The following is a 19,174-nucleotide window of genomic DNA, read 5'->3' as shown; positions in this document are numbered from 1 at the left end:
GAAAGGTTTTCCCATCATGACCGCTGCAGTGCTGACCACCGTCCTCGCCAACGCCGCCGACGCCGAACTGGAGGACTGGGGTCCGCTCGATGAGGCCACCGGCGACCCGATGGCCACCTATGGCCTGGAGGTCTGGGCCGACGGCGACAAGTCGGGCGGGATCTGGCAGTGCGAGCCGGGGCCGTCGCACTGGACACTGGAGACCAATGAGGTCATCTACGTGGTGTCGGGCCGGATGACCGTGACCCCCGACGGCGGTGAGCCCAGCGAGGTCGGTGCCGGTGATCTGGCGGTGTTCCCGCTGGGCTGGACCGGTACCTGGGTGATCCACGAGACGCTGCGTAAGGCCTACGCAATCTTCTGATTCGTCTGCACCGCCGAGATTGAACTCACGCAGGAGAAGTGCGAGAAGCGCCCTGCGTGAGTTCAATCTCGCGGGAGGGTGGTCAGTGCCGCGGCACGACGAGAGCGTCGACGGCCACCGCACCACCGGGCGAGGCGATCACCGGGTTGGCCTCCACCGCATCGATGTGCTCACCCAATTCGATTGCCAGCTGGGAGAATCCGACGACCACATCGGCGAGCGCGTCGATGTCGACCGGCGGTGCACCACGCCAGCCGGCCAGCAGTGGCGCGGTACGCAGTGATCGCAGCAGAACGGTGGCGGACTCGCGGGTAACCGGCGGGCAGGCCACCGCCCGATCGGCCAGCAACTCGACCAGCGTGCCGCCCGCCGCGACGATCACCAGCGGACCGAAGTTGGCGTCACGGACCACACCGACGGAGATCTCCACCCCGGCGGGCGCCATCGCGTCGACGCTGACCTGCGGTCCCAACACGTTCGCCATCCGCAGGTAGGCCGCCTGCAGCGCGGCCGCGTCGGCGAGGTTCAGGATCACGCCACCGACGTCGCTCTTGTGTGCGGCGCCAAGGGTTTTCAGCGCGACCGGGTAGCCGACGGCGTCGGCGGCGGCCAGCGCCCCGGCCAGGTCGCCTGCGGCGCGGGACCGGGCCACCGGGATGCCGTAGTCGGCCAGCAGGTCGAACGCGGTGGGGGCGTCCCAGCCCGGCTGCGCCAGGCGGGCGGTCCACCGCTGCTGTCGTTCGGCGTCCAGGTCTGCCTGCGCCGGGACCAGAGTGCGGGGCCAGGTCGCGAGGTGGCCCAGCGCCGCGATACCGCTGCGGGCGTTCTCCAGAACGGGTATACCGTTGGCGCGCAGCCGCTCTGCGGTCGGCGGGTCGACCGCCGAGCCGACCGAGGCCAGCACGGCCAGCGGTGCATCGGATGCGGCGGCGATGTCGATGGCGGCGTCGGCGTAGGCGGTGTCGCCGTCGAACTCGGTGACCAGATCGATGGCCAGGGCGGTGACGGCCACGTGCGCGTCGTCGACCATTGCGCGCAAGCATCCGCCGAATAGTTCCCGGGTGTCGGCTCCGGTGCCCCACACGTCGAGGGGGTTGGTGGCCTCCAGGCCGTCATCGAGCAGCTCGCCGATGCGGTCCACCGTGGGTGATGTCAGGTCGGCGAACGTAACCCCGAGATCGTGGGCGAGGTCGACGCACAGCGCTCGCTCGGCACCCGAATCGTGCACGGTCGCGATGCCGTGGGCACCGGCCCGTGGGCGCCGCTTGGCCTCGAAAAGCTCGATGGTGTCGTTGAATTCGGCGATGTCGCTGACCTGGATGGCGCCGGTGTCGGCGCAGAAGGCCTGCCAGCCCGCCGCGTCACCGGCCAGTGCGCCGGAGTGGGCGGCGACCATGGCGCGGCCACGCGGTGAGTGGCCGACCGGCAGGATCACCACCGGGATGTCACCCTCGGCCGCCCGGCGCAGACCGGCGCGCAGCCGGCCCACCGCCCGCGGTGTCTCCAGCAGCAGCGCGATCAACGAGGTGCCGGGATCTTCCAGGATGTATTCGACGTAGTCGGCGGTGTTGGTCACCAGCTCCTGACCGGAGGACACCGCCAGTCGGAAGCCGAACCCACGGCGCGAGCGCAGGATCGTTGAGAATGCCGACCCGGAGTGGGTGATCAGCGAAACCCCGCCCGCTGCAAGCGGATCAGGCTCCAGGTAACCGAGCGCCCGCAGGCCGGTGGCGTTGTTGACGAAGCCCATGCAGCCACCGCCGCACACCGCCATCCCGGCTTCGGTGGCGGTGTCGGTGACGGCTTGGCGGAGTTCGGCGCCGTGCGCGGAGCCGAAGATGACCGCTGAACGGGCACCGACGGCGGCGGCGGTCTTGAGTTCGCCGAGCAGCGCTGCGTCGGGCACGCCCAGCAGCACCAGGTCGACCTGTTCGTCGAGCGCGTCCAGCGATGGGGCGCAGGGGATGCCGTCGATGCTGTCGTAGCGTGGGTTGACCAGATGCATCCGCGCGGAACTGCGACGTGCCTCGATGATCATCCGCTCACCGAAGCTGCCCGGGCGGGCGCTGGCACCGACCAGCGCCACCGACCGGGCCTCGAGCATGGCCCGTACGGGCATGGTCTCGGTCAGGAGGCCTTGCCCCGTCCGAACAGCCGGCGTTCGCCGCGCTTCTTGTCAGCCAGTGCGGCGCGGACGGCCTGCCACCCCGGAATGCCGCAGACACCGCCACCGGCGTGGGTGGCCGAACTGCCGTTGTACAGACCGGCGATCGGGGTGCGGTAGTCGGCGAAGCCGGGGGAGGGACGCATGTGGAACAGCTGCTCCAGTGACAGCTCGCCGTGGAAGATGTTGCCGCCGATCAACCCGTACTCGACCTCCATCTCGTGCGGGCCGACGATGTCGCGGTACATGATCGAACCCTTGAAACCGGGGGCCACCTGGTCGTAGAGGTCGATCAGCCGGTCGGTGTAGGCCTCGAGCTCCTCGGTGTGCGGCTCGTTGGCCCACTCCGCGGGCACCCACTGGGTGAACAGCGACATGATGTGCGTGCCATCAGGATTCAGCGTCTTGTCCAGCGTGGTCGGGATGACGCTGTCGCTGAACGGTGCCAGGGCCGGGCGGCCCGCACGGGCGTCTTGGAAGGCGGTCTCGATGTAGTCGATGGTCGGGGCCATCTCCACCGAGCCGGTGTGATGCTCGGCGAGGCCGTTGCTCGGGTCGGCGGTGAAGTTCGGCAACTCGGACAGCGCGAGGTTGATCTTCACCACGCCGCTGCGGGTCTTCCAGTGCTCGATGTCGGAGACGAAGTCCGGGGGCAGCTCGCCCCGCGGGGTCTGGTCCAGGAACGCGGTGCGCGGGTGCAGGGTCGTGACCACCAGCGGGGCCCGCAGTTCGTCGCCGTTCTCCAGGGCCACGCCCTGGATGCGGCCGTTGCGCACGATCATCTTCGACACCCGGGCGTTGGTGCGGATCTCCGCACCGAAGCTGCGCGCCGAGCGGGCGATGGCCTCGGACACCGCACCCATGCCGCCCTCGGGGTAGCCCCAGCTGCCGAGCTGTCCGTCGCCGACGTCACCGATCGAGTGGTGCGCCATGACGTAGGCGGTGCCCGGCTCGCAGGGCCCGGCCCACGTGCCGATCACGCCGTTGACTGCCAGCGCGCCTTTGATTTGCGGTGATTCGAACCAGTCGTCGAGCAGATCGGAGATGCTCATGGTGAGCAGGCGGGTGACGTCGCCCATCATCCGGGTGGTCATCCCGCGCTGGCTCCAGCCCAGCTTCGCGAGCTCGAACAGATCCGAGGGCTTGTGTGAGCCGATGTTGGGCGGCACCTGGGTGAGCAGCGGGCCCATCACGTCGGCGATGCCCTCGAGCCAGGCGTTCCACTTCGGCCAGGCGTCGGCATCCTTCTTCGACCACTTGGCGATCTGCTCGTAGGTGCGCGCCGGGTCGTCCTCGTAGATGGTCAGCGAGCCGCCCTCGGGAAACGCCTGGTAGTAGGGGCCCATCGGATGCACCTTGTAGCCGTGGCGCTCCAGGGACAGGTCGTTGACGATGGTCGGCGGCATGAGGCTCATGACGTAGGACAGCCGGGTCACCCGCAGGTGCGGCGCGTCTTCCCACGGCGCCTCCGTGGTGGCCGCGCCGCCGAGGGAGCTGCGGGCCTCTAGGACGACGGTCTTGGCGCCGGAGCGGGCGAGATAAGCGGCCGAAACCAGCCCATTGTGTCCGCCGCCGATGACGATGGCGTCGTAGGTGTTCGACATGGCGCCCCACTTTCGTTCGCCCGATGGGCATCTTTGACTGACTGTTCAATCTAACCAAGTGTTAGGCTTTGGACAAGTGCCAATGCCGGTACTGCCGATGGGAGTTGACGAATGGCCGAACCCGCGCCCGCCACCGAGAACAACGAGGGTCGCCGCATCCAGATGCTGCGTGCCGCAGCGGAGCTCATCTGTGAACGCGGGTTCGCCGAAACCCGGATCTCCGACGTGGCCAAGCGTGCCGGCGTGAGCTCCGCTCTGGTCATCTACTACTTCGGAACCCGCGACCGGCTGCTCGTCGATGCGCTGCGCTATTCGGAGGAGTCGTTCTACGAAGCCGCCGAACGGATGCTGGCGGAGATCCCCTCACTGCGCGAACGGCTTTCGCTGCTGACCCAGTGGACCTGTGTTCCCAACGCCGACAATGAGATCCCGGGTGCCTGGGGACTGTGGTTCGACCTGTGGGCCCAGGCGTTCCGGCACGACGAGGTCAAGGCCGGCCGTGTTGAACTCGACGCGCGGTGGCGCCGGATGATCGTCGATGCGGTGGAGTCCGCCGAGCTGGGTTCCCACATCGACGCGCGGATGTTCGCCCTGGAGTTCTCGGCCCTTCTCGACGGTCTGTCGATCCAGGTTGCGCTGGAAGACCCCGAAGTCGACTCGAATGTGGCCTACGACATCGCGATGCGGTTCGCCGAGCGCGAGCTGAACCTGCCCGCCGAGACCAAGCGTCCGGTGGCGGCGGGTCGACGCCGCCGCTGAGTCACACGCTCAGCGACTCCACCGGATTGGCCACCAACTGCGCTGCCGGGTCGACCACCAAGGTGGCCGCGCTGCGGGTGAGCACCCGCACGGCGTCGGAGGTGCACACGCAGGTGACCGCCATGCCCGGCGCATAGCCGACCGACTGTGGCCCGAACTGGTTCGGCACGTCGACGATCAGTGCCGTGGACTGCCCGACGTCGACGTGTACCTGGGTGGTCGCGCCGTGGTAGACGACCTGGGCCACTGTGCCGCTGACGGCGTTGTGCCCGACAGGCACCGGCTCGCCCGGATCGGTCAGGGTGATCCGTTCGGGCCGGATCACGATCGCGGCCGGCCCTGGCCTGCAGGCGTTGTCGACGGCAGCGCCGAGACGGGTCGCCAGCGCCGAGCAGACAGCCGAACCGTCGCCGCATTCCACCACGTCGGCGTCGAAAATGTTTGCCGCACCGAGGAATCCGGCCACATACGTGGTGGCCGGGGCGGAATAGATCTCCTGGGGCGGGCCGACCTGCTCGACCCGGCCCTCGGCCAGCACCGCGATCTGGTCGCTCATGGTCAGCGCCTCGTCCTGGTCGTGGGTGACGTAGACGAAGGTGATCTCGACCTCGCGCTGCACCGAGCGCAGCTCGAGCTGAAGTTGCCTGCGCAGCTTGGCATCCAGGGCGCCCAGCGGCTCGTCGAGCAGCAGCACCCGTGGCTGCAGCACCAGCGCCCGGGCCAGCGCGACACGCTGCTGCTGGCCGCCGGAGAGCTGAGTGGGCCGGCGTTTGGCGAACTCGTTCATCCGGACCATCTCGAGTGCTTCGCCGACCCGGCGTCGCGTCTCGTCCTTGGACACCTTCTGGTAGCGCAACCCGAACGCGACGTTCTCGGCCACCGTCATGAACGGGAACAGGGCATAGGTCTGGAACACCGTGTTGACCGGCCGCTTGTGCGGGGGGTCTGCCACGACGTCACGGCCGTCGAGTTCGATGCGGCCGGAGTCGGGCTTCTCGAAGCCGGCGATCATCCGCAGCGTGGTGGTCTTACCGCAGCCGGATGCGCCCAGCAGCGAATAGAACTGGCCGGCGGGGATATCCAGGTCGATTCCGGTGACGGCGGGAACGCCGTCGAATGCCTTGGCCAGCTGGTGCAGCCGGATCGCGCCGCCGGTCACCGACGGCCGTCCCGACAGCAGCCGATCAGCCCGCCACCGCCCTGGACAGCCGGGCGAAGTTCGCGGCGAAGCGGTCGACATCGGCCTCGTCGTGCTGGACGGATAGCAACCATTGCTCCACCTTGCCCCAGGGCGGCAGGAAAACACCGCCGTTGTGTTGCATGAGCCAGTGCAGGTGGCCCAGGCGGTCGTCGATCGTGAGGAAGTCCCGGAACTCGCGCACCGGCTCACTCTTGAACGTCACACAGCCCTTGGCCCCGACGCTGACCACGTGCCAACCGTAACCGTATTCGGCGATTGTCGCGTCCAAAGAGTCGCGCAACCGTGCCGCCAGGCGATCCATCCGCCGGTAGGCATCACCGGTGAGCACCTCCGACAGGGTGGCTCTGGTGGCGGCCATCGCCAGCGGGTTGCCGTTGAACGTGCCGACCTGCTCGTAGCGCCCGTCGGCGATCGCCGCCATCACCTGTGCGGTCCCGCCGATCGCGGCCACCGAGATACCGCCGCCCAAAGCCTTTGCCAGACAGATCAAATCGGGTACCACACCGGAGATGGCGGTGACTCCGCCCGGGCCGGTGGTGAAGCCGGTCTTGACCTCGTCGTAGATCAGCAGCGCGCCCTCGGCGTGGAGCAGGTCGCGGATCGCGGCCAGATATCCGTCGGCGGGCGGGATGATGCCGGCGTTCATCATCACCGGTTCCACGATCATCGCGGCGACCTGGCCGCGGTGCTCGGCGAGCGCGCGGGCCACCGCCTCGGGATCGTTGAACGGCACGACGACCACCAGGTCGCGAATCGCGGCCGGGATGCCGCTGTTGCCCGGGACGCCGATCGGATGATCGCGGGGCCCGACCTCGTCGGCCTCGGGCAGCACCGAGACCTCCACCGAGTCGTGGTGGCCGTGATAGCAGCCCTCGACCTTGATGATCAGGTCGCGCCCGGTCACCGAACGGGCGAGGTGGACGGCGTCCATGGTGGCCTCGGTGCCGGAGTTCGCGAAGCGCCACAGCGGCAGGTCGAACCGGCGGGCCAGTTCCCCGGCGATCCAGATGGCGTCCTCGGTGGGCTGGGCGAAATGCGTCCCGCGGCGGACCTGCCTGCTGACCGCCTCGACGATCGCGGGATGCGCGTGACCGGCGATGGACGCCCCGTAGCCGCCGTGCATGTCGACGTACTCGGTGCCGTCGACGTCGTAGACCTTGGACCCCGCGCCGTGGCTCATCCAGACCGCCTGCGGCTGGGCGATCTGCCAGTTGGACGTCGCGCCGCCGGCGAGGTGTTCCCGTGCGAGAGCGATCATTTCGGTGCTGCGCGGCTGGCGCGCCAGGAACACTCTCTCCTCGTCGGCGATCAATTGGTCGACCGCGTCTGCAACCGGGCTCTCGATAATCGACGAAGCCACGGGAAAACCTCCGCTCGAATGCTGTGCGGACCTGCGTAAAAGCACCGCGCCAGCTATTGACTGAGCGTTCAGTCTATGTCAGAGTCCAGTTAGCTACAAGCCCGAAAACTCACGGAGGTGCGGATGCCTGTTCCCAATCGACCCGGTCCGAACCGCCGCCAGTTCCTGACCCGGGCTGCGCTGCTGGCCGCCGGAACTCCGGCACTGGTGGCCTTCCTGGACGCGTGTTCCAAAGGCGGACAATCGACTTCGGCTCCCAGTCTGAAGATCGCCTCGCCCGGTAACCCCGTCACCTGGGACATCCCCGCGGACAACAAGGCCATCGCCGACAGCCTCGGGCCGGAGAAGGGCGCCACGCTGCAGCTCTACAGCTACGCCGACTACATGGCGCCCGAAGCGGTCAAGTCCTTCGAGGACAAGTACGGCGTCAAGGTGCAGGTCTCGACATTCAACGACACCGACGAGGCCCTGACCAAGATCCGCGGCGGCAACGTCGACTACGACATCTTCTTCCCCAGCTACGACCAGATCGGCCGGCTGGTCACCGGCGGGCTGGTGCGTCCGCTCAACCACAGCTACATCCCCAACATCAAGAACGTCTGGCCGTTCTTCGCCAACCCCTGGTACGACGGGGAATGGCGCTACAGCGTGCCCTACACCGTGTACACCACCGGCCTGGGCTGGCGTGCCGATCAGGTGCCCGCCGACATCGGCGCGCTGAAGAATCCCTATGAGTCGCTGTGGGATCCGGCCTACAAGAACAAGACCGCCGTCATCGACGACTGGCATACCGCGATGGCCATGGTGCTGCTCAAACTCGGGATCACCGACGTCAACACCTCCTCGGCCGACGACCTGAAGAAGGTCGGCGAGCAGTTGTCGGCGCTGGTGTCCGCCACCTCGCCCAAGGTCACCATCACCATGTACAGCGACCTGCCCGCCGGGCAGATCGGCCTGTCGCAGATGTGGTCCGGTGACATCATCAACGCCCAGAACTACCTGCCCGAGGGCACCGGCGTGGACATCCTGCGCTACTGGTTCCCTGCGGACGGCAAGGGTCTGGTGGACAATGACCTGATGGTGTCGCTGCGCGGAGGCAAGAACCCGGTGCTCGCGCACCTGTTCATCAACCACATGCTCGAGCCCGACGTGGCCAAGCAGAACTTCTCCGCGATCGGCTATCAGCCGCCGCAGGTGTCGATCAACCCCGACACCCTGGTCGCCGACGGCTTCATTCCGGAGAACCTGCGCACGGCGATCGTCAAGCCCGAGTACTTCGACACCGGCTACCGGACTCTTGAGCTCGATCCTGCCAATGATGCTGCCTGGCACAATGTTTGGCGCACATTCAAGGCCGGGGGATCCTGACCACGGAGACGGCCGAGGCGCCAGCGCAACCCGCGAAGACGTCTCGGCGCAACCGGGCCAACTCGCTGTGGCCCGCGCTGGCCATGCCGGGAGTCATCTGGCTACTGGTGTTCTTCCTGGCGCCGATGTACGTCGTGCTGGCCATCGTCTTCGGCCAGGTGGACCCGATCTTCCGCACCCCCGTTCCGGTGTGGAACCCGCTGCAGTGGGACCCGACCCAGTTCACCTATGTGCTCTCCAGGATCGGGCCGAGCGGCGCCTACGGCCCGGCGCTGATCCGCACGGCGGTCTACGTGGTGATCGCCAGCGTGCTGTGCCTGCTGATCGCTTTCCCGGTGGCCTACTACGTGGCCCGGCTGTCCGGGCGGTGGGCGGGCATTCTGCTCGCCGCGCTGATCGCCCCGTTCTGGATCAGCTACATGATGCGAATGTTGGCCTGGGTCAACCTGCTTCAGGACGACGGACTGGTCAACCGGATCGCCAGCTTCGGCGGCCTGTTCGATGTGCACGTGCACTGGCTCACCGGCCAACCCGTGGTGGTGGTGCTCGGCCTGGTGTACGGCTATGTGCCCTACATGATCCTGCCGCTCTACGCCGGGCTGGACCGCCTGCCCCAGGCCACCCTCGAGGCCGCCCGCGACCTCGGCGCCAACCGGGTCGCGTCGTTCTGGCGGGTGACGTTGCCGATGTGCCGGCCGACCATCGTGGCCGCGGTGCTACTCACCTGTCTGCCCATGCTCGGCGACTACTTCACCTCCGACATGCTGTCGGCCTCGCCGAAGACCGCGATGGTGGGCAACCTGATCAACGACTCCGTGCAGTCGCCGGGACAGACCGGGCAGGCCGGTGCGTTCGTGATGCTGGTGCTGCTGGCCACCGTGCTGCCGATGTTCTACTACGTGCGCGTCACCGCCCGCGGTGACGAGGTGTCCACATGAGGGGGCCGCTGGCGTGGTGGAACGATCCCTGGCGGCCGCCGCGGGTTCTGGTGGCGGTCACTGTCGGGTACCTGGTGTGGTCACTGCTGCCCGTCCTGATCGCGGTGGCCTTCTCCTTCAACGACGGCAAGTCGCGCACCAACTGGCAGGGTTTCTCGTTCCGCTGGTACTGGGGCGACCAGACCCGATCGGTGTGGCATGACGCGACCCTGCACCAGGCACTGCTGCAGACCCTGAAACTCGGCGTGATCGCCACACTGATCACCGTCCCGCTCGGGGTGCTGTTCGCGATCGGCATCGACCGCTGGCGCGGCCGGTTGCCTGCCGGGGCCAACATGCTGATGCTGGTCTCGTTCGTCATCCCCGAGGTGTTGCTGGCGGTGGCGCTGCTGTTCGCCATCACCTCGCTGGCACTGCCGATCGGGCTGGGCACCTCGGCACAGGTGGTCGGCCTGATCACCTTCCAGATCGCGTATCCGGCCGTGCTGGTGCGGGCCAGGCTCGCCACGATCGGCAACCAATACGAAGAAGCGGCAATGGATTTGGGGGCATCGCCGATGCAGGCGCTGCGCCGGGTCACCGTGCCGATGCTGTTCCCGGCGATCTTCGCCAGCACGGTGCTGGTGTTCGCCGACGTGATCGACAACTTCGTGCTGGTGCGCTACCTGTCCGGGGATTCCTCGACCGAACCGGTGTCGGTGAAGATCTACAACACCGCGCGTGCCGCACCGACGCCTGCGCTCAATGCGCTGGCCACCCTGCTGCTGGTCTTCGCGCTGCTGGCGGTCACCGTCGGATACCTGCTGTACCGGAGGATGACTCGCGGTGATGCGACCACCGGCAAGGGGATCGCGGCCTTCGCGGGCGAGGCCTGAGTCTGCGTCCATCTCTGGACCGGAACCGCGCGACAGACTAGTCTGACTGTATGTTCAAACAACAGCCCGCTCCGGTTCCCGCCGACGATCTGGCCGCCGCGCTCGCCCCCTTCGGGCAGTCGCGGATGCTGCCGCGGGAGGCCTACGTCGACCCGCAGGTCTTCGAGTGGGAGAAGGAGAGCATCTTCTCCGGCTGGCACTGTGTGGGCCACGCCAGCGACCTCGACGGCGTTGGTGCGCAGAAGGCCGTCGGCTCCGGCAAGAACAGCATCCTGCTGGTGCGCGGCGACGACGGCCAGGTGCGGGCCTTCGCCAACGTGTGCCGGCACCGCGGCCACGAAATGCTTGCCTGCGGGTCCAGCGCCAAACGCCGCGGCATCGTGTGCCCGTACCACGCATGGTCCTACAAGCTCAACGGCGAACTGCGCAATGCGCCGGGCTTCGACGACGCCGACGGATTCCAGTTCGAGACAAGCCAATTCGGGCTCACCGAACTGCGGCTGGTGAACTGGCACGGCTACCTGTTCGTCGACCCCAGCGGCGAGGACGGCGAGTTCGACCAGCACGTCGCGGGCCTGGAGGACATCATCGGCCCCTACCGGCCCGAGGACCTGACCGTGGTGGACCGGCACTCCTACGTGCTGGACACCAACTGGAAGGTGATCGTCGAGAACTACCAGGAGTGCTACCACTGCCAGATGATCCACCCCGAGCTGTCCCGGATCTCCCCGCCGACCAGCGGCGAGAACATCGACCTGCCCGGTGAGTGGATGGGCGGCTGGATGTCGATCATCGATGGCGCACAGACGATGTCGCTGTCCGGTGCGAGCGGCGGCGTGGCGATCAAGGGCCTCTCCGAGCATGAACTGCGCACCGTCATGTACCTGGTGGGCTTCCCCAACCTGCTGGTCAGCCTGCACCCGGACTACGTGATGACGCACATCATGACGCCGTTGGGCGTCGACCGCACGCACGTCGAATGCGCGTGGGCGTTTCCCAGGGAGGCACTCGAGGCGCCCGATTTCGACCCGTCGTACGCGGTCGACTTCTGGGACCTGACCAACCGTCAGGACTGGACTGCCTGCGAGTCGGTGCAACGCGGACTCAGTTCCCCGCACTCCCGGCCGGGCCCGCTGGCACCCGACGAGGACGGGGTCTACCAGTTCGTCACCCGGGTTGCACGGGCCTACACCGGCACGCGCTGAGCACGGCCTGGCACACTGCCAGGCTGTGACGAGAAGAGCCTTGATCCTGGCCGGCGGCGGCCTGGCCGGCATCGCCTGGGAAACCGGCGTGCTGCGCGGCATCGCCGACGAATCGCCTGACACCGCCCGCGCACTGCTGGCCTCCGACGTCCTGGTCGGCACCTCTGCCGGTTCCACGGTGGCCGCCCAGATCAGCAGCCCGATGCCGCTCGACGAGCTCTACGAACGCCAGATCGCGCCGACGTCAAGCGAATTGGATCCCGGCGTCGACATCGACACCATCGCCGAACTCTTTCTGAATGCGATGGCCGAACCCGGCGGGTTGCCGGAGAAGCTGCGCCGCATCGGAGCCGTGGCCGCCGAGGCAGCCACCGTCGCCGAACCCGTGCGGCGTCGGGTGATCGAAGCGCGCCTGCCCAGCCACGACTGGCCCGATGCCGAACTACGCATCACCGCCATCGACATCGCCACCGGCGAGCTGGTGGTCTTCGACTCGTCGTCGGGGGTGTCGCTGGTGGACGCGGTCGCCGCAAGCTGTGCGGTGCCGGCGACGTGGCCGCCGGTCACCATCTCCGGGCGGCGCTACATGGACGGCGGGGTCAGCAGCTCGGTGCACACCGGGGTGGCCGCCGATTGCGACACCGCGGTGCTACTGGTCCCGGCGTCGGAGTTCGCACCCTCGCCGTTCAGCGACGGCACCGCCGCCGAGATCGCCGGGTTCGGGGCACGCAGTTTCACGGTGTACGCCGACGAGGAGTCTCTTGCCGCGTTCGGGCCCAACCCGCTGGACCCGGTGTGCCGGGTGCCGTCGGCGCGGGCTGGACGGGAGCAGGGCCGCCGGGTGGCCGCGGCCGTCACAGATTTTCTTGGTCAAGCGCCCGGGCGGTGAGTTCGCGGCCGAGGTCGATGACCTCGGCGGCCCGGTGGAAATCCAGGCTCCGGCACGCCGTGCGGGGCACCTCGATCAACAGGTCGGGCGGGTAGGTCGCCAGCTGGTGGCGGGCCAGCGCGGACTGCGCGATGTCGATGGTGCGGTTCATCACCGCGAAGCTGCCCAGCTTGGGCAGACCGGCCTCCCGTGAGCTGTCGACCAGCTCGTCGGAGCTGTCGTCGGCGTCGTCACCGGGATCGTCAGTACTGCCGAACCGGTTGCGCACCGACTTCGCCGGCGCGGTGTCCAGCAGTGCCGAGGTGCTGCGCAGCAGCCGGTTGAGCCACTCGGTGGTGCCCCGGGTCTCCGGACTGGCGCTCTGGTCGGCCGGTGCGTCGGACCGACCCCCGTTGAGACTGACGGCGATGGTCAGATCCGCGTTGACCGCGGCGATCGGCGCCATCGGCACCGGATCGAGGATGCCGCCGTCGGCCAGCAGCCGGCCGTCGAGCACATGGGGTGCGATGACACCGGGGATCGCGATCGAGGCCCGGATCGCGGCATCGACAGGCCCGCGCTGCAACCACACCGACTTGCCGGTGATCAGGTCGGTCGCCACCGCCGTGAACGGGATCGGCAGGTTCTCGATGGTGGCCTCGCCGAGGATGTCGCGCACCGCGTCCAGGATCTTCTCCGCCCGCAACACGCCTGCGGCGGTGATGGACGGGTCGAGCAGGCGCAGAACCGCGCGCTGGGTCAAAGTCTTTGCCCAGTCGGCGAATTCGTCGAGCGAACCGGCGGCGTGTAATCCGCCGACCAGCGCCCCCATCGACGAGCCCGCGACTCCGACAATGTCGTAGCCGCGGGCCTGTAGTTCGTCGATGACGCCGATGTGCGCGTAACCCCGCGCACCTCCGCTCCCGAGTGCCAGCGCAACCCGTCCCCTCGCCATCACTCCATTCTGCTCGCCGGTATCAGTCGCGCTGGACCGCGTCGACTGTTCCGCTGTCGCTGCCCACGGTGTAGCCCAGCGAGTCGACGGTGGTGGTGTGCTGATGGTCGGCGCTCGGTGCGGCGACCGCCGGGGCGGCCAGACCGATCAGGGCAGCGCTCAGGGCGCTACCGACCAGTGCCGCGAATCCGAATTTCGTCATCTTTGTTGCCTCCTTTACGGAGGTGAAAACCACCAGCTCAGGGTATTAATTCCGGTGGCAGGAAGTGATCGCCCGTTGGCAGCAATCAGGTGTCCGGGACGACTTTTGCTACCCGTGATCCGAACCGGATGTGACCGTCAACACCCGCCCTGCGAGGCGGCCCGTACCGCGATGATCACCGCGGCCTGCTGCGCGGTGGACAGCTGGGCCCAGGTGCTGTTGAACGTCTGCGGACTCGGCTCGGTGCTGGCCTGCAACTCCTTGAGCTTCGTCTCCACCAATGTCGTGGGATCACCGCCGTGGGATTCCATCCAGCTCTTGGTGGCCATGCAGGCCTGCGCGTACTGCTCCTCGGTGGATTCGGCGGGGACGTCGATCCGGGTGGTCACCCCGTTAGGTGACACCCCGATCGGCTCGGCCGGTGCGCCCTGCTCCTCGGCTGGACTCGACGGCACCGGGGCCTTGGACGTGGCATTGCCGCCGCCCCCCGACGAACACGCCATCAAGGCGGCGTTGAGGGCCACCACCACGATGGCGGCAGCAGTCAGTGAACGACATCGGTCCCGGCGCATGGTGTCAATCTATGCAACACTGGCGGCCATGACGGAGCGTGCCGGTTCTCGGGAGTGTTGTCGGGTTTAGCCCTGCCCCCGATCCGTCCCTGCAATCCGGAGTTTCTCCTCATGTCGTTATCGAGCTCAGCTCGTGCCGTCACCCACTTCCCGTCAGTGCTTCCCGCGGTGTCCGCGCCCACCCGGCTGCGGTTACCGGACCTTCTGCACACGACCGACCTGTTCGCCGATGCCGTGTTGCGCGGCGAGCACGACGCGCTGATGCCAGCGGGCGGTCCGCCGACCGACGGACGGTGGTACACCCGGCTGCACGCCGACGACGAACTCGACGTCTGGCTGATCAGCTGGGTGCCCGGCCACACCACCGAACTGCACGACCACGGCGGGTCCCTCGGGGCGCTCACCGTGCTGTCGGGTGCCCTGCACGAATACCGTTGGGATGGGCAAGATCTGCGCCGCCGTCGCCTCGACGCCGGCGACCAGGCGGCCTTCCCGCTGGGCTGGGTGCACGACGTGGTGGGGGCACCGGCCCTGGCCGACCCGGATACTGCGACGCTGAGTGTGCACGCGTATTCGCCGCCGCTGACTGCGATGTCGTATTACGAAGTCACCGAGCGCAATACGCTTCGGCGGACCCGCACCGAACTGACCGACGGGCCGGAAGGGTCGTGAGCCGCATCGACGCCACGCTGGCGGCCGCGAGGGCGCGGCTGCGCCGGCTCGAGGCCGCCGAGGTTCCCGCTGCGCTGGGCCGGGGTGCGATTCTGGTCGACATCCGGCCCGCTGCCCAACGCGCCGCCGAAGGCGAGGTGCCCGGCGCGCTGGTGATCGAACGCAACGTGCTGGAGTGGCGCTGCGACCCCACCAGCGATGCCCGGCTGCCGCAGGCGGTCGGCGACGACGTCGAATGGGTGGTGCTGTGCTCGCAGGGCTACACCTCGAGCCTGGCCGCGGCGGCCCTGCAGGACCTCGGCCTGCACCGCGCCACCGACGTCGTCGGCGGATTCGAGGCGCTGGCCGAACTTGGGCTGGCCGAACTTGGGCTGGCCGAACTGGGGCTGGCTACTCCGGCGCGTTGACGATCCCGCGCAACCGCTCGGTCTTCTCCGGCGTCCACCCCGGCGGCTGCGTGATCGCCGCCCAGGCGTTGACCACGTCGCGCACATAGCGGTGGCCGTGACCGTCGGGCACGTCGATGGCGACGGCCATGTCCGCGGACACCTGCAGGAACGTCACCACCGGAATCCAGTTCATGTCGGGGGAGACGTCGTAACCGCGGGGCTCGCGCAGCCAATCCGGTTCGGCGAACAGCAGATCCGGATTCCACCATGTGATGGGGTCCGACGCGTGCTGGAGGTAGACGATGCGCGGGTTGCCCCACGGCTTGTCCGGGCGGCCGAGATTGTCCGGGCGCGCGGCGAATCGGATGTTGGCGCCGTCGTCGAAGGTCGGCAGCCACATCGGCGTGCCCTCGTCGCGGTTGGCGGTGACGTCCTCCCACATCGTGTTGTTGAACGTCGGACCGCTGAACAGAGCGCCGTTGGTGCGGGCGATGATGTTGTTCGGGCTCAGGAACGGCGCCTCACCGCCGAAGGAGCCCAGGCTTTCACCGAACACCACGATCTTGGGCCGCTGCGCCTCCGGGATGGCACGCAGTCTTTCGTCGACCGCCTCGAACAGCGCCTGGCCGGCCTGGCGGGCGTTCTCCTTGTCCACCAGGAAGGACAGCCAGCTGGGCAGGAACGAGTACTGCATCGACACGATCGCGGTGTCGCCGTTGAACATGTACTCCAGCGCCGAGGCCTCGGCGTCGTTGATCCAGCCCGTCCCGGTCGTCGTCGCGACCGCGATCACCTTGCGCTTGAAACCCCCCGCGCGCTCGAGTTCACGGGCGGCGAGGTCGGCGGTGGCCCGGATGTCGGGTGCGGAGTTCTTGCCCGCGTAGGCGCGGATGGGTTCGACGGCCGGGGTGCCGTTGAACGTGGTCAGTTTCTCGACGGACGGGCCGCCCGCGACGAAGATGCGGCCCTGATGGCCCAGGGTGTTCCAGCTGACCAGCGATCCAGGGCCGCCGGAGCGCAGCGGGGTGGTCGGCGCGGGGTTGTCCGCGTCCATCTCGTCGTTGACCGAGGCGAAGGTCTTGTTCAGGAAGGCCATACCGCCTTTGACCACCACGCCGTTGAGCAGTGAGATCGACAGGCTGAGCAGCAGGGCCACCACGACGATGAATGAAACACGCGGTGGGGCAAAGCGATTGAGCCGGCCGACCAGGAATCTGATGAGCCTGCCGATGAGCTGGCCCAGCTCGACGAAGACGAACAGGACGATCACCGAGATGATCGCGGCCTGCGGGTAGTTGAACCACTTCAGCCGCGGCACGCCCATCAGGTCGCGAACCTCGTCCTGCCAGAGGTGGAACCAGAAGATGGAGAACGCCAGCCCGATGACCGCCGCGATCATCAGGATCGGCCAGGCCCAGCGGGGCGCCCGGGGGCTGGCGGGCCGCGAGAGCATGAATCGCACCAGCCACACGCCGAAGACGCCGAGCCCGTATCCGATGGCGCCGGCAGCACCGCTGACCAGACCCTGGAACAGCGGTCCACGCGGCAGCAGCGACGGCGTCAGCGACAACCAGAGGAACACCATGCCGACCGCGGTCCCGGTGAAGGTGTAACGGCGCTGCCACCAGTCCGGTTTCGGCACTTCAGTGGTGGGCGGGGCAGGTTCGGCGGTCTCGACCTCGGCTTCGCTCACCTGCAGCACTTTATCGGTGCGTGAAGTTCGCAGCGCGCTTCTCGGTGAACGCAGCCATGCCCTCGGTCTGGTCGTCGGTGGCGAACGCCGAATGGAAGAGCCGGCGCTCGTAGAGCAGACCCTCGGTCAGAGTGGACTCGAAGGAACGGTTGACGGCCTCCTTGGCCATCCGGGCGGCCGAGCGTGACATCTGCGAGATCGTCGTCGCGACGGCCTTGGCCTCGGTGAGCAGATCGGCGGCCGGCACCACCCGGGAGACCAGGCCGGCGCGGTCGGCCTCCTCGGCCCCGATGGTGCGGCCGGTCAGGATCAGGTCCATCGCCTTGGCCTTGCCGATCGCGCGGGTCAGCCGCTGCGAGCCGCCCATGCCGGGCAGCACGCCGAGCTTGATCTCGGGCTGGCCGAACTTCGCGGAGTCGGCGGCGATCAGGACATCGCACATCATGGCCAGCTCGCAGCCACCGCCGAGCGCGTAACCGGCGACCGCGGCGATGGTCGGGGTGCGCACCGCGGCCAGCTTGGCCCAAGCGGCGAAGAAATCGGCGTCGAACACCTCGGAGAACGACAGCGAGGCCATCTCCTTGATGTCGGCGCCTGCGGCGAAGGCCTTCTCGTTGCCGGTGACGATGATCGCCCCGATACCCGGGTCAGCATCGAATTCCGCTGCGGCCGTGGTCACTTCGTTCATGACCTGGGTGTTGAGGGCATTGAGCGCCTGCGGGCGGTTCAGCGTGATGGTGCCGACGCGCTCGTCGCGGTCCACCAGGATGGTTTCAAAGCTCGATTTAGGGCTCACTTGTCCTCCTCGAAGGTCAGGTCGGGGTCGGCCGGGGCGAAGTAGTCCTGCACATCCTCCTCGGTCACCGCGGCCAGCGACGAGGGGGACCATTTCGGGTTGCGGTCCTTGTCGATGATCTGGGCCCGGATGCCCTCCACGAGGTCGTGGGACCGACTCGATGCGGACGACGTCCGGTACTCCTGGATCAAGACGTCCTCCAGCGTCGGCAACTGGGCGGCGCGGCGGATCGCCTCCAGCGCGACCGAGGCCGCGATCGGCGAGCGGGAGGCGATCAGGTCGGCCGTGTCCCTGGCGGCGGCGTCGTCGTGTTCCCGCAAAGCCGCGACGATATCGGCGACCGTCTCACCGGCATAGCATGCGTCGATCCACTCCCGCTGCGCCAGAAGGTGACTCGGGGGAGGCTCGATAGCGAAGGCCTCGATCGCGCCCTCCACGCCCGCCCCGGCTACGGCGGCGGTGAAGGCCTCGAGCGCCTCGTGTGGGACGTAGTGGTCGGCGAAGCCGGTGGCGATGGCGTCGGCCCCGGTGAAGGGTGCGCCGCTGAGTGCGGCGTGCAGCCCCAGCAAGCCCGGTGCCCGCGACAAGATGTAGGTGCCGCCGACATCAGGGATGAGGCCGATGCCGACCTCGGGCATCGCGATCTTGGACCGATCGGTGACGACGCGGACGTTGCCGTGGGCCGATACCCCGACGCCACCGCCCATCACGATGCCGTCCATGATCGCGACGTACGGCTTGGGGTAGCTGCCGATCTTGGCGTTGAGCCGGTACTCGTCCCACCAGAACTGCCGCACCTCGGCGCCGCCGGCCTTGGCGCTCTCGTAGACCGCCACCACGTCACCGCCGGCACACAGCCCGCGCTCACCTGCGCCGTCGAGCACCACGGCGGTGATCGCCGGATCGCCCGCCCAGTCGGTGAGCACCGTGTCGAGCACGGTGACCATGTGGTGGGTCAGGGAGTTGATGGCCTTGGGGCGATTGAGCGTCACGCGGCCGACGCGGCCGTCGACCCTGGTGAGGATCTCGTCGGAAACAGCCGTCACGGCAGCGCGGTCCTTGTCGTCGAAAGGTCGAAAGGTTGGATGTCCTAGTTTTACCACCCAGCCCAGTCGGATCCAGATCGAGACCCCACCACAGTCGCCTCACAGGTAAGGTCGGGCTTTGTACGGTCGGGATACGTCGGGAA

Annotated in this window: 19 protein-coding genes; 9 read left to right on the top strand and 10 right to left on the bottom strand. The window is 68.0% G+C overall.

The features are described 5' to 3' along the window. Positions 1–16: 16 nt before the first annotated feature. Positions 17–364 (top strand): cupin domain-containing protein, encoded by a 348-nt coding sequence (locus OG976_RS07720; protein ID WP_328360122.1) that lies wholly within the window; start codon positions 17–19, stop codon positions 362–364. A gap of 82 nt (positions 365–446) precedes the next feature. Here the strand turns inward: OG976_RS07720 and OG976_RS07715 are convergent, their stop codons facing one another. Both OG976_RS07715 and OG976_RS07710 read right to left on the bottom strand, forming a co-directional pair. Further along, positions 447–2,483 (bottom strand): acetate--CoA ligase family protein, encoded by a 2,037-nt coding sequence (locus OG976_RS07715; protein ID WP_328360119.1) that lies wholly within the window; start codon positions 2,481–2,483, stop codon positions 447–449. Between the two features lie 8 nt (positions 2,484–2,491). Then, the gene (locus OG976_RS07710; RefSeq protein WP_328360116.1) at positions 2,492–4,132 is read right to left on the bottom strand and encodes a phytoene desaturase family protein; all 1,641 of its coding nucleotides are present in this window, start codon (positions 4,130–4,132) and stop codon (positions 2,492–2,494) included. A gap of 111 nt (positions 4,133–4,243) precedes the next feature. Between OG976_RS07710 and OG976_RS07705 the strand changes: the two genes are divergently transcribed. Then, positions 4,244–4,891, top strand: a complete 648-nt coding sequence (locus tag OG976_RS07705; RefSeq protein ID WP_328360113.1) for a TetR/AcrR family transcriptional regulator — start codon at positions 4,244–4,246, stop codon at positions 4,889–4,891. A gap of 1 nt (position 4,892) precedes the next feature. Here the strand turns inward: OG976_RS07705 and OG976_RS07700 are convergent, their stop codons facing one another. Together OG976_RS07700 and OG976_RS07695 are read right to left on the bottom strand one after the other, a co-directional pair. Next, on the bottom strand, positions 4,893–6,050 hold the full coding sequence (locus tag OG976_RS07700) for an ABC transporter ATP-binding protein (protein ID WP_328360110.1): 1,158 nt from the start codon (positions 6,048–6,050) through the stop codon (positions 4,893–4,895). Positions 6,051–6,075: 25 nt separating this feature from the next. After that, positions 6,076–7,452 carry an aspartate aminotransferase family protein gene (locus tag OG976_RS07695; RefSeq protein WP_328360107.1) on the bottom strand — a complete coding sequence of 459 codons (1,377 nt, stop codon included), beginning with the start codon at positions 7,450–7,452 and terminating at the stop codon, positions 6,076–6,078. A 123-nt stretch (positions 7,453–7,575) separates the two neighbouring features. Here OG976_RS07695 and OG976_RS07690 point away from each other — a divergent pair, with 123 nt between their 5' ends. Genes OG976_RS07690 through OG976_RS07670 form a run of 5 tightly spaced genes read left to right on the top strand, consistent with a single transcriptional unit; the run spans position 7,576 to position 12,727 of the window. Next, on the top strand, positions 7,576–8,820 hold the full coding sequence (locus tag OG976_RS07690) for a polyamine ABC transporter substrate-binding protein (protein WP_328360104.1): 1,245 nt from the start codon (positions 7,576–7,578) through the stop codon (positions 8,818–8,820). Beyond that, a complete protein-coding gene (locus OG976_RS07685; protein ID WP_328360101.1) occupies positions 8,790–9,758 on the top strand; it encodes an ABC transporter permease in 969 nt (322 codons plus the stop codon). Before OG976_RS07690 ends, OG976_RS07685 begins: the two co-directional genes overlap by 31 nt. Next, positions 9,755–10,633: an ABC transporter permease gene (locus tag OG976_RS07680; RefSeq protein WP_328360098.1), complete on the top strand. Its 879-nt coding sequence runs from the start codon at positions 9,755–9,757 to the stop codon at positions 10,631–10,633. Before OG976_RS07685 ends, OG976_RS07680 begins: the two co-directional genes overlap by 4 nt. A gap of 50 nt (positions 10,634–10,683) precedes the next feature. After that, on the top strand, positions 10,684–11,838 hold the full coding sequence (locus OG976_RS07675; RefSeq protein WP_328360095.1) for an aromatic ring-hydroxylating oxygenase subunit alpha: 1,155 nt from the start codon (positions 10,684–10,686) through the stop codon (positions 11,836–11,838). 25 nt (positions 11,839–11,863) lie between these two features. Continuing rightward, the gene (locus OG976_RS07670) at positions 11,864–12,727 is read left to right on the top strand and encodes a patatin-like phospholipase family protein (protein WP_328360092.1); all 864 of its coding nucleotides are present in this window, start codon (positions 11,864–11,866) and stop codon (positions 12,725–12,727) included. Here the strand turns inward: OG976_RS07670 and OG976_RS07665 are convergent. The 3 genes from OG976_RS07665 to lpqV all read right to left on the bottom strand — a co-directional run bounded on the left by OG976_RS07665 (position 12,693) and on the right by lpqV (position 14,435). Beyond that, the gene (locus tag OG976_RS07665; protein WP_328360089.1) at positions 12,693–13,661 is read right to left on the bottom strand and encodes a patatin-like phospholipase family protein; all 969 of its coding nucleotides are present in this window, start codon (positions 13,659–13,661) and stop codon (positions 12,693–12,695) included. The genes OG976_RS07670 and OG976_RS07665 overlap by 35 nt on opposite strands. Before the next feature lie 22 nt (positions 13,662–13,683). Beyond that, entirely contained in the window at positions 13,684–13,863 is a 180-nt protein-coding gene (locus tag OG976_RS07660; protein ID WP_328360087.1) for a hypothetical protein, read from the bottom strand. A gap of 137 nt (positions 13,864–14,000) precedes the next feature. Next, positions 14,001–14,435, bottom strand: coding sequence for a lipoprotein LpqV (gene lpqV, locus OG976_RS07655; RefSeq protein ID WP_328360085.1), 435 nt, complete (start codon positions 14,433–14,435; stop codon positions 14,001–14,003). Between the two features lie 111 nt (positions 14,436–14,546). Here lpqV and OG976_RS07650 point away from each other — a divergent pair, with 111 nt between their 5' ends. Next, positions 14,547–15,107 (top strand): cysteine dioxygenase, encoded by a 561-nt coding sequence (locus OG976_RS07650; RefSeq protein WP_328360082.1) that lies wholly within the window; start codon positions 14,547–14,549, stop codon positions 15,105–15,107. Next, positions 15,104–15,514: a rhodanese-like domain-containing protein gene (locus OG976_RS07645; RefSeq protein ID WP_328360079.1), complete on the top strand. Its 411-nt coding sequence runs from the start codon at positions 15,104–15,106 to the stop codon at positions 15,512–15,514. Before OG976_RS07650 ends, OG976_RS07645 begins: the two co-directional genes overlap by 4 nt. Here the strand turns inward: OG976_RS07645 and OG976_RS07640 are convergent. The 3 genes from OG976_RS07640 to OG976_RS07630 are packed head-to-tail and all read right to left on the bottom strand — an operon-like array spanning position 15,498 to position 19,031. Next, positions 15,498–17,243 carry an alpha/beta hydrolase gene (locus OG976_RS07640; RefSeq protein WP_442930509.1) on the bottom strand — a complete coding sequence of 582 codons (1,746 nt, stop codon included), beginning with the start codon at positions 17,241–17,243 and terminating at the stop codon, positions 15,498–15,500. The two genes, OG976_RS07645 and OG976_RS07640, sit on opposite strands and share 17 nt — an antisense overlap. Next, positions 17,200–17,985: an enoyl-CoA hydratase gene (locus tag OG976_RS07635; protein ID WP_328360075.1), complete on the bottom strand. Its 786-nt coding sequence runs from the start codon at positions 17,983–17,985 to the stop codon at positions 17,200–17,202. The genes OG976_RS07640 and OG976_RS07635 overlap by 44 nt, the downstream gene beginning before the upstream one ends. Next, a complete protein-coding gene (locus tag OG976_RS07630) occupies positions 17,982–19,031 on the bottom strand; it encodes an enoyl-CoA hydratase/isomerase family protein (RefSeq protein WP_328360072.1) in 1,050 nt (349 codons plus the stop codon). Before OG976_RS07630 ends, OG976_RS07635 begins: the two co-directional genes overlap by 4 nt. Positions 19,032–19,174 lie beyond the last annotated feature (143 nt).

The organism is Mycobacterium sp. NBC_00419, assembly GCF_036023875.1.
In the GTDB taxonomy this organism is placed as follows: domain Bacteria; phylum Actinomycetota; class Actinomycetes; order Mycobacteriales; family Mycobacteriaceae; genus Mycobacterium.
This window is presented reverse-complemented; position numbering and strand designations above follow the sequence as displayed.

Coding starts and splice junctions, on each gene's coding strand:
- OG976_RS07720 (WP_328360122.1), top strand. CDS start 17: ATGACCGCTGCAGTGCTGACCACCGTCCTCGCCAACGCCGCCGACGCC.
- OG976_RS07715 (WP_328360119.1), bottom strand. CDS start 2,483: ATGCCCGTACGGGCCATGCTCGAGGCCCGGTCGGTGGCGCTGGTCGGT.
- OG976_RS07710 (WP_328360116.1), bottom strand. CDS start 4,132: ATGTCGAACACCTACGACGCCATCGTCATCGGCGGCGGACACAATGGG.
- OG976_RS07705 (WP_328360113.1), top strand. CDS start 4,244: ATGGCCGAACCCGCGCCCGCCACCGAGAACAACGAGGGTCGCCGCATC.
- OG976_RS07690 (WP_328360104.1), top strand. CDS start 7,576: ATGCCTGTTCCCAATCGACCCGGTCCGAACCGCCGCCAGTTCCTGACC.
- OG976_RS07680 (WP_328360098.1), top strand. CDS start 9,755: ATGAGGGGGCCGCTGGCGTGGTGGAACGATCCCTGGCGGCCGCCGCGG.
- OG976_RS07675 (WP_328360095.1), top strand. CDS start 10,684: ATGTTCAAACAACAGCCCGCTCCGGTTCCCGCCGACGATCTGGCCGCC.
- OG976_RS07665 (WP_328360089.1), bottom strand. CDS start 13,661: ATGGCGAGGGGACGGGTTGCGCTGGCACTCGGGAGCGGAGGTGCGCGG.
- OG976_RS07660 (WP_328360087.1), bottom strand. CDS start 13,863: ATGACGAAATTCGGATTCGCGGCACTGGTCGGTAGCGCCCTGAGCGCT.
- lpqV (WP_328360085.1), bottom strand. CDS start 14,435: ATGCGCCGGGACCGATGTCGTTCACTGACTGCTGCCGCCATCGTGGTG.
- OG976_RS07650 (WP_328360082.1), top strand. CDS start 14,547: ATGTCGTTATCGAGCTCAGCTCGTGCCGTCACCCACTTCCCGTCAGTG.